The organism is Luteolibacter sp. (assembly GCF_058122085.1).
Genome location: NZ_JBIKBQ010000142.1, coordinates 1 through 9,166 on the forward strand (window position 1 = coordinate 1; position 9,166 = coordinate 9,166).

The 9,166-nt window shown below is 62.8% G+C and carries 7 protein-coding genes; 3 read left to right on the forward strand and 4 right to left on the reverse strand.

What is annotated here, in order from left to right; translation table 11 throughout:
• Window positions 1-60: 60 nt before the first annotated feature.
• Both AC4DF4_RS16790 and AC4DF4_RS16795 read right to left on the reverse strand, forming a co-directional pair.
• Window positions 61-372 (reverse strand): hypothetical protein, encoded by a 312-nt coding sequence (locus tag AC4DF4_RS16790; RefSeq protein WP_490049262.1) that lies wholly within the window; start codon window positions 370-372, stop codon window positions 61-63.
• Window positions 373-584: 212 nt separating this feature from the next.
• Window positions 585-1,763, reverse strand: a complete 1,179-nt coding sequence (locus tag AC4DF4_RS16795; protein WP_490049263.1) for an RsmB/NOP family class I SAM-dependent RNA methyltransferase — start codon at window positions 1,761-1,763, stop codon at window positions 585-587.
• Between the two features lie 316 nt (window positions 1,764-2,079).
• On the opposite strand from AC4DF4_RS16795, the gene AC4DF4_RS16800 reads away from it, so the two are divergent.
• Window positions 2,080-3,234, forward strand: a complete 1,155-nt coding sequence (locus AC4DF4_RS16800) for a class I SAM-dependent rRNA methyltransferase (RefSeq protein ID WP_490049264.1) — start codon at window positions 2,080-2,082, stop codon at window positions 3,232-3,234.
• Here the strand turns inward: AC4DF4_RS16800 and AC4DF4_RS16805 are convergent.
• Window positions 3,231-6,158, reverse strand: coding sequence for an SNF2-related protein (locus AC4DF4_RS16805; protein ID WP_490049265.1), 2,928 nt, complete (start codon window positions 6,156-6,158; stop codon window positions 3,231-3,233). The genes AC4DF4_RS16800 and AC4DF4_RS16805 overlap by 4 nt on opposite strands.
• Before the next feature lie 240 nt (window positions 6,159-6,398).
• Between AC4DF4_RS16805 and AC4DF4_RS16810 the strand changes: the two genes are divergently transcribed.
• Together AC4DF4_RS16810 and AC4DF4_RS16815 are read left to right on the forward strand one after the other, a co-directional pair.
• Window positions 6,399-7,472 (forward strand): TIGR04053 family radical SAM/SPASM domain-containing protein, encoded by a 1,074-nt coding sequence (locus tag AC4DF4_RS16810; protein WP_490049266.1) that lies wholly within the window; start codon window positions 6,399-6,401, stop codon window positions 7,470-7,472.
• A 12-nt stretch (window positions 7,473-7,484) separates the two neighbouring features.
• The gene (locus AC4DF4_RS16815) at window positions 7,485-8,702 is read left to right on the forward strand and encodes a radical SAM protein (RefSeq protein ID WP_490049267.1); all 1,218 of its coding nucleotides are present in this window, start codon (window positions 7,485-7,487) and stop codon (window positions 8,700-8,702) included.
• Window positions 8,703-8,827: 125 nt separating this feature from the next.
• On the opposite strand, the gene AC4DF4_RS16820 is transcribed toward AC4DF4_RS16815, so the two are convergent.
• Window positions 8,828-9,079 (reverse strand): hypothetical protein, encoded by a 252-nt coding sequence (locus AC4DF4_RS16820; RefSeq protein WP_490049268.1) that lies wholly within the window; start codon window positions 9,077-9,079, stop codon window positions 8,828-8,830.
• Between the last annotated feature and the right edge of the window lie 87 nt (window positions 9,080-9,166).

A 9,166-nucleotide genomic window follows, 5' to 3' on the forward strand; every position in this document is an offset into this window, starting at 1 on the left:
GAGCTTGCTGGGGAGATCAAGTTCTCGTATCAAATGTCCATCAGCCAGCCCGCTGAGATTTTAACAATTTAACGGAAAGAAAAATTTCCCCGTGACCGATTCATTAGTCAGATCCACATCCGCCGCGCCAGTGACCGTCACCGTTTGGAGCGTGTTCCAGTACGCAGTGGTGAAGGTGAGCGCGGTCGGCCCCGTTGTGGCTGCGGAAAGATCGCCGCTGGAGACATTCACGGTGGTCGTGCCGGGTGGCTGCGCCGTGAGGCGCACGCCGAAGGTCGCAGTGCCCGATTCGCTGAGGCTGACGCTGGCGGTGGAGATTTCGATGCCCAGAACAACGGTGGGCATCGGCGCCCCGCGCACACGGTAGAACATGGAGGGGGAAGTAGTCGGAACGCTCACGTGAATCATCCCGCTGGCATCGACCAGCACGGAATCCAGTCCCTAACTCCAGTAGTTGACCTCCCCCTGCTCGCCCTTGCCAAGGAGATTCCCCGAACCTCTCCCATCTTCATTTTTTGCGTTCTCTTGACCCTTTTTGCGGCTGAAAAAAATGCGGATTGTGGGAGACGCCTCCCCAATCGATATCAGGCGTCCTTCACCAACGCCGCGGCGTAGAAACCGTCGTAGCCGGTGGCGGCGGGCGAGACGGGACTTTCTTCGAGCAGCGTGAAACCGCCTTTTGCCAATAGCTTGTCGATGGCGGCGCGGTTTTCCGACGGGAGGATGGAGCAGGTGGCGTAAACGAGGCGGCCGCCGGGCTTGAGCATGGCGGTGTATTTGTCCAATAACTCGGCCTGGATGCCGCGGAGGCGGTCGATGGCGGCGGGCTTGAGCCGCCATTTCAGGTCGGGCTGGCGCTTGAGCGTGCCGAGGCCGGAACACGGGGCGTCGATGAGCAGGCGGTCGGCGACTTCCGCGAAGTCGGTGGTGGTGGCGGCGTTGATCTCCTTGGATTTCACGCACTTGTTGGCGTTGGCGCGTTTGGCGCGGCGGTCGAGTTCGACGAGTTTTTTCGAATCGATGTCCATGCCGAAGACGCGGCCGTCGCCGTTCATGAGGGCGGCGAGGTGGAGCGACTTTCCGCCAGCACCGGAGCAGGCGTCGATGACGCGCTCGCCGGGTTGGGGATCGACGAGCGGGGCGATCATTTGCGAGCCGGCGTCCTGGATTTCCACGCGGCCGTCGAGGCGGAGGGTTTTGGGCAGGGATTTGCCGGGGGCGAGGACGAGGGCGTCGGGCAGGCCGGGGACTTCGGTGGCAACGATGTGGAAACTGGCGAGCCAGGCGATGACTTCCGGACGGGTGGCGCGGAGGGTGTTGACGCGGAGGAAAATGGAGGCGCGCTGATTCAGGGCGGCGAGTTCGGCGTCCCAAGCGTCGCCGAGTTCGGAAGAACCGAGGGCGTCGAGCCAGTCGGGGATGGATTCGCGGACGGCGCGGGGTTGGTCGGCGAGCTCGGCTTCGCGGGCTTTCATTTCCTCGGCGGTTTTGCCGTTGTATGCCCACCATTCCGGGATTTCGTAGCCCATGCGGACCCACTGGGCAGCGCAGAGGGCGGTCGTTTCCTCGCTGTCGACGAGGAAGGAAAGCGCGCGGCGCCAGCGGGCGACTTCGAAGACGGTCTCGGCGATGAAACTGCGGTCGCGCTTGCCCCATTTCGGGTTTTCCTCGAAGGCGGTGGCGAGTTCGTGATCGAGGACGCGGTGCTCGCGAAAGACGGATTTGGCGATGGTCGAGGCGGCCTCGGCGAGGATGCGGTGCATTTTCATAAAGGCGCACCGTTCCCTAAAGCGGGCTGCGTGGCAAACGCGGTTTGTGGAAAAGAGGTGGGCGCTACAGTTGAAGAGTTTTTTCAACCGCAGATAAACGCAGATAAACGCAGATAAACGCAGATGGAAGATGGGATGATGAAGAGTGAAAATCTTGGAATTCGTCGTAATCTCAACCATCACCGTCTTTTCTTAGCTGTGTCCATCTGCGTTCATTTGCGGTTAAAATATCTTGAATCCGAGGTCTGATCAGTGGGGCGAGGCGGTCTTATTCCTTGAGTCGCGGGCGATTTCAGCATTCGTTCCCGCCGTGCCGACTGTCCAACTCAAGTATCAAACGTTCCATCCGTCGATCTGGCCCAAGATGATCGGCGAGGTTTCCCGCGACGCGACGCCGGGTTCATTCGTCCTCGTGCTGGGGAAAGAAGGCACGCCGTTCGGCTGGGGCCTCTGGAACCCGAAATCGCGGATGCCGCTGAGGGTGGTGAGCCACTCGCTCGAAGAGCTGGAGGACGAATCTTTCTTTGAAAACGCCATCCGCCGCGCGGCGAATCTCCGCCGCGAGGTGCTCAAACTCGACGCGCAGACCGACAGCTACCGCGCGATCCACGGCGACGCCGATTTCATGCCGGGCATCGTGGCGGACAAGTTCGCGGACGTGCTGTCGGTGGAAATCACCAATCTCGCGGCATGGCAGCGCCTGCCGAAATGGCTGCCGCTGCTCCACGAATGCTTCGACACGAAGCGCGTGGTTGTAGGCGTGGATCAGGATTTGGCGCGGATCGAAGGCATCCCGCATCGCGGCGGGGCGGAGTCGGACAACGTGCGCTCGGTGAAAATCCGCGAGCACGGCGTGCGCTACGAGGTGGATTTCTCGGAAGGCCACAAGACCGGGTTTTTCTGCGACCAGCGCGACAGCCGGAAGAAATTCGGCGCGCTGGCGGAAGGCCGGACTGTGCTGGATCTCTGCTGCTACACCGGCGGCTTCGGGATTTCCGCGGCCCTCGCAGGAGCCGAGGACGTGACCGGCGTGGATCTCGACGAGACGGCCATCGCGATGGCCAAGCGCAACGCGAACTTGAACAACGCGCGGGTGAAATTCACCCACGCCGACGCCTTCACCTGGGCGCGGACGATGATCGAAAACGGCCGCACCTGGGACCTCGTCATCGCCGACCCGCCGAAGTTCATCCACGGCCGCGAGGACGACATCGGCACCGCGAAATATGCCGATTTGAACAAGCTCGCGCTGCAACTCGTCGCGCCTGAAGGGCTTTTCGTGACCTGTTCGTGCTCGGGAATGCTCGGTGCCGGCGAGTTCGAGCAGATCGTGATTACTTCCGCCCACCGTCGGAACAAGCGGCTGCAGACTTTCGACCGCACGGGAGCCGGACCGGACCACCCGACGCTTTCGAACTACCCGGAATCGCGCTATCTCAAGGTGCTCTGGTCGCGGGTGATTTAGAGCATCGACTCCAGATCTTCCATGCTCCAACCGGCCGCGTCGCCGATGCCGTCCTCGTCGATGGCTGACGCCAACTCGCGTTTTTTCGCCTGCAGGCGGACCACCTTTTCCTCGACCGTGCCACGGGTCAGTAGGCGATAAACCGTCACCGGCCGGGTCTGCCCGATCCGGTGGGCACGGTCGGTCGCCTGGGCCTCCGCCGCCGGATTCCACCACGGGTCGAAGTGCACCACCGTGTCTGCGGCGGTGAGATTGAGTCCGTAGCCGCCAGCCTTGAGACTGATCAGGAAAACCGGCGGGCCGTTCGGTTGCTGGAACTTATCCACAAGTTGTTGGCGGTTCCGGGACTGGCCATCCAGCCGCAAACTGTCCCAGCCACGCTCGGAAATACATTTCTCGATTTCCTTTAATTGTGTCTGGAACTGGCTGAAAATAAGCATTCTGTGATTTCCATTAACCGCCTCATCGATCAACTCCAACAAGCGTTGGAGCTTGGCCGAGCGCCGCGCCACCAACAGTTGATTGAACCGATCGTTCTTCAGCAGCGCGAGATCGCAACAAGTCTGGCGGAGCCGGAGCAGCGCGGTGAGCATTTGCATCCGCGCCGCGCCCTTGTTGCCGGAATCGGCGATGGCGTCCACCCGCTTGCGGCCTTCGATGAGCAGCTCTTTATAGACCGCTTGCTGGTCGGGGCTGAGATCGCAGAACTCATCGATGAAGAGCTTCGACGGCAACTCGGGGGCAACTTGCTCCTTGGTCCGGCGGAGCAGGAAGGGCGAAATTTTCAAACGCAGGCGCTCGATCACCGCCCCGGCGGATTCGCCGGTAGCGAGCGGTTGTTCATAGCGCTCCCGGAAATCCTCGCGACCACCGAGCCAGCCCGGCTGGATGAAGCGGAAAATCGACCAGAGATCCTTCACCCCGTTCTCGATCGGCGTGCCGGTCAGCGCAACCCGGCAGGTGGCCCGCAATTTCCCCAGCGCCTTCGCGTGATCGGTGTCCGGGTTCCGCATCAAGCTCGCCTCGTCCACGACGACGGCACGATATTCGCGCTTCAAGTGATAGGCCAAATCCCGGGCCAGCGTGCCGTAGCTGGTGAGAATCACATCGCCGGGCTGAACCTTCTCCCGCTCCGCATCCCGGCTCGCCCCGTGGAGAATCCGCACCTGCCGCGCCGGGGCGAAGCGGGCGAACTCCGCCCGCCAGTTTCCGAGCAGCGACGCGGTGGCCACCACCATCACCACTCCGGAATCGGTGTCTGGCTGCTCCAATACCCGTTCTATTAAAGCGATGGTTTGAACCGTCTTACCAAGTCCCATATCGTCGGCGAGCAGAGCCCCGCCGAAGCGCTGGACCCGGTCGAACATCCAGCCCGCACCGAGGGATTGGTAGGGACGCAGGTCAGCTTGCAGGGTGGCCGGGGAATCGAATGTGAAGGAAACCGGCTGATCACTTGAAGTCTGCGACTTGTCTATTTTGTTCCGGATTTCAAGGATGAGCTCACCGGCACGCGCCGAAGCCATGAAATGGCCGTTTTCCTGGCGCAAATCGAGGTCGGAAAAGAGCGGATCGATGACGCTGGCGATGTCGTCCGAGATCACCAAACGCCGTCCACCAGCGGACGCGCCGGAGCCTTTTCCCGCTCTCAAAAGCCTCCGCACTTCCGCCGCCGGGATCGAAACTCCATCACTCGTTTGAAATGAGAGGTCGAAACTCAGCCAGTCCTCGCCCGAGCCGATGATGTCGATTTTCGGCGAAACCACGGCGACTTGTTTCTGCACGTGGCCGAAGCGCTCGCCCTCGGTGACCGACCACTCCTTGCGCAGGATCGGCAGCGATTGGGTGAGGAAATCGAGGATGGCGGACTCCCCTTTCATCACCCAGCGGCCGCTTGAAAAATTCTCCACCTCGAAGCCCGCCCGCGAGAGCCGGGAGGCGGCTTTCTCCTCCTTCGCCAAGTCCCGGACCTCGCAGTGGTCCCCAACCAACCGCGGCAGACCATCGACTTTCCCCAGCCCCGGCGGAACCGGCGGCGCGGAACCGTAGCGCACGCGGAGCTGGGCCTCCAAATGCTGGAGCGAGCCTTCCAGCGAGAGCTCGAAGGACGCCGCCGCCTGGACGAAATGGAGCGATTCCAGCCAGCAATTGGCCGGGAAATGCAGCCATTCCTGCCAGGAATCGAGATGATTGAAGAACCGCAGGGTCGGGATTTCCACGGATTTCCCCTGCGCCAGCTCGCCCAAGGCCGCGGCCAGATCCGGCGGGATCCTCCCCTCGCCCACCCGCACGACCGAGTCCTCGCCGATCTGCCAAAACGAGCCACCGATTTCGATCCACGGCCCGGATTCGGGATCGGGAACGAGGAGGACCGAGTCCTGCCGGTGCTCCGCCGCGATCAGCTGGAGCCGCTCGCCGGAGCGGATTTGGATCAACAAACGGTCCTTGCCCGCCGCCAGGCGCGGATGTTCGGCGATGGATTCGAGAAACGCCGGGACGCGAGGGCCGTCGAGACTGAGGCTGAGGATTTCCTTCTTCGCCACGCCTTCCTTGGCGAGCCACGCGTTCAAGCGGTCATCGGCGGGCGAAATTTCGCTGCCGGACGCGACGGCCAGGGTGGCGGCGAATTTCCCGCGCTGCAAGGCGTCGCGCCAGTTGAGCGGAAGCAGGACCTGCCATGGAACCGCCACAACTGCCTGAGGTGCAGTTTTTGAAATGGCCGGCTTTGGCTGCGCTTTGCCAAGCGACGCCAGCCCGGTAGCGACGGCGTGACAACAGACCGAGCCGCTCCGTTGGTTGTCCGCGCACGGGCAGCGGGTGTCCAGATCGGTGGGAGATTTCACCGTGACGCTGACTTTCATCAGCCGCTTTCCCACCTTCACCGTGCCTTGCCAGCCGGTCGCCCCGGTCTGGACGTCGGCGACCATGCCGCTTTCGAAAAGGGATTTCCCTTCTTTAAATGCCTGCCACGAGGCTGCCGCCCTCAAAGTTGCTTCCGTCCACCCGCTCATTGTCGCGGCAGTGTTCCCTGCATGCGGCCGTCGCGCAACCCGATTGACTCACCCGCCCGGCCCACAAAATAAGCATAGGCAAAATATGCGTAATTCTTCTGGGGCTGTGCGTAGCGGATCGGCGATCCCGCCTCCTATCGTCCAGCCATCATGGACATGCGCCCGACCCTGGCCACTGCCGATCCCTTCGCGAATAAGCCCTTCCTCGTCTTCTGGGAATTGACCCGCGCCTGCGCGTTGGCTTGCAGCCACTGCCGCGCGGAAGCCCAGCACGACCGCGACCCGAACGAATTGTCGCCGCTGGAAGCGCTTCGGCTGGTCGATCAACTCGCCGAGCTGGCCCCGCCGATGCTCATCCTCACCGGCGGCGACCCGATGATGCGCCCCGACGTGCTCGAAATCGCAGCCCGCGCGTCGGCCGCGGGAATCCGCGTCGGCCTCAGCCCTTCCGCCACCGCGCGGTTGGTGAATTACGATTTCCACAAGATCCGCGCCGCCGGGATCGAACGCATGTCGCTCAGTCTCGACGGAGCCACCCGCGAAACCCACGACAGCTTCCGCGGCGTGACCGGCACCTTCGACCGCACCGTGAAAGCCATCGAACTCGCGAGGGAAGCCGGCATTTCACTCCAGATCAACACCACCCTCACCCGCTCGAATCTTCACGAATTCAACGCCTTCCGCGACCTGATGTTCGAGTGGAAACCGGAAATGTGGAGCGTCTTCATCCTGGTGCCGACCGGCCGCGCCGGAGCCGACGACGTGCCCGATCCCGCCGAGCTTGAAACCGTTTTCGAGGAAATGGCCGACCTCGTCGGCACCGCGCCCTTCGCGATCAAGACCACCGAAGGCCACCACTTCCGCCGGGTGCTCGCCCAGCGTGGCAAGGGCGGAGCGACCGGCCGCCAAGGCATGCGCGCGCCGCTCGGCATCCGCGACGGCCGCGGCGTGATGTTCATCTCCCACACCGGCGAGGTCAGCCCCAGCGGCTTCTTGCCGCTCGTCTGCGGCAACGTCCGCGAGACCAGCCCCGCCGGGATCTATCGGGATCACCCGCTGTTCATTTCTCTCCGTGATTCCGACGCCCTCGGCGGCAAATGCGGCGAGTGCGAGTTCCGCACGATCTGCGGCGGCTCCCGCTCCCGCGCCTACGGCCTCACCGGCGACCCCTTCGCCGCGGATCCCGCCTGCGTCTATCAACCACGCGCCTCTCTCGTTCTCACCAAATAACCAAATCAAACCATGATCAATCTCACCCGCCTCTGGACCGGTCACGAACAACCCGCCGACGGACTCCGCTACGGCCACGGCCAAGCCGCCGAAGCCAGCGCCCGCGGACGCCGCCCCATCGTCGTCTGGAACATCACCCGCACCTGCAACCTGCGCTGCGTCCATTGCTACTCGGACTCGATGGCCGCCCGCTATCCCGGCGAGCTCGACTGGAAACAAATGCAGACAGTCGTCAAGGATCTCGCCGCCTATCAAATCCCCTCGCTGCTCCTGTCCGGCGGCGAACCGCTGATCCACCCGCACTTTTTCGACCTCGTCGATCTCGCGACGAAAGCCGGATTGAAACTCACTATTTCGACCAACGGCACCCTCATCACCCCGGAAAAAGCCGCGCTGCTCAAGGCCGCCAACGTCGCCTACGTCGGCATCTCGCTCGACGGCATCGGCGAGATCCACGACCAGTTCCGCGGCAAGGAAGGCGCGTTCAAAGCCGCCGTCGAAGGCTTCAAGGCCTGCCACGACGTCGACCAGAAAACCGGCCTGCGCCTCACACTCACCCGCCATACCGTCGCCGACATCGAGCGCATCCTCGACTTCATCGAGGAGCAGGAAATCCAGCGCGTCTGTTTCTATCACCTCGTCCCTTCCGGCCGTGGCAGCGCGTTGCAAATCCTCCGCCCCGAGGAATCCCGTCACGCCATCGACACCCTCATCGCCCGCGTCGAGCAATGGCACCGCGACGGCGTCCACCGCGAGCTGCTCACCGTCACCCAGCCCGCCGACGGTCCCTATCTGCTCCTGCGCATGGAGCGCGAGAACCACCCCAATCTCGAAGCCGCCCGCCAGTTGCTAGGCTGGAACGGCGGCGGCGCCAACAGCTCCGGCCGCGGCATCGCCAACATCGACACCCAGGGCAACGTCCACCCCGACCAGTTCTGGCAGGAGCTCCATCTCGGCAACGTCAAACAGACGCCGTTTTCCGAAATCTGGGAGGGCAAGCACGAGCCTTCCGCCGCCATGCTCGAGGAAATCCGCTCCATCGGCCTGCTCAGCAACGAGCAACGCCAGGCGAAGATCCAAGGCCCGTGCGGTGACTGCCGCTGGTTCAACCTCTGCGGCGGAGGCTTCCGCACCCGCGCCGCCGCGGTCAACGGCCACATCTGGGGCTCCGATCCCGGCTGCTACCTCAGCCAAAGCGAGACCGCCCGCGAGCAACTGGTTGGGGTTTGATGAATGAAATGTGTTCCGACTGTCTCAGTCGAAAGCAGAACGCCGCCCTCCGGGCACTCCCGGATGACTGAAATTACCGGGCCAGTAATATCCCATATCTCAAATATGAAACTTTAGCGGTGCCATTACGAAGTCTCCCCAGCATGAAGACGCAGTGACACGCCCTCCACCTTCACCCGTATCGTCTGGCCCGTTGTGATTTTGCCACCCAGCAGCGCCTCCGCGATCATCGTCCCCAGCATCCGATCCATCACTCGCTCAAGATTCCTCGCGCCGTATTCCTCGCTGAATCTTTGGCGGACCCGAAAGTTCGACCACGGAGGGGCTAAACTAAGCTGGTGTGGTGGGGCGCGGGAAAGAGATAGGTGATCATGGATTGGGGATCAAGGTTGGAGTGGCGAGGGACTCGATTTTGGGAAGCCGGAGTGGAAGGCGCAGCACGCAACGGAGCGTAGCGGAGTGAA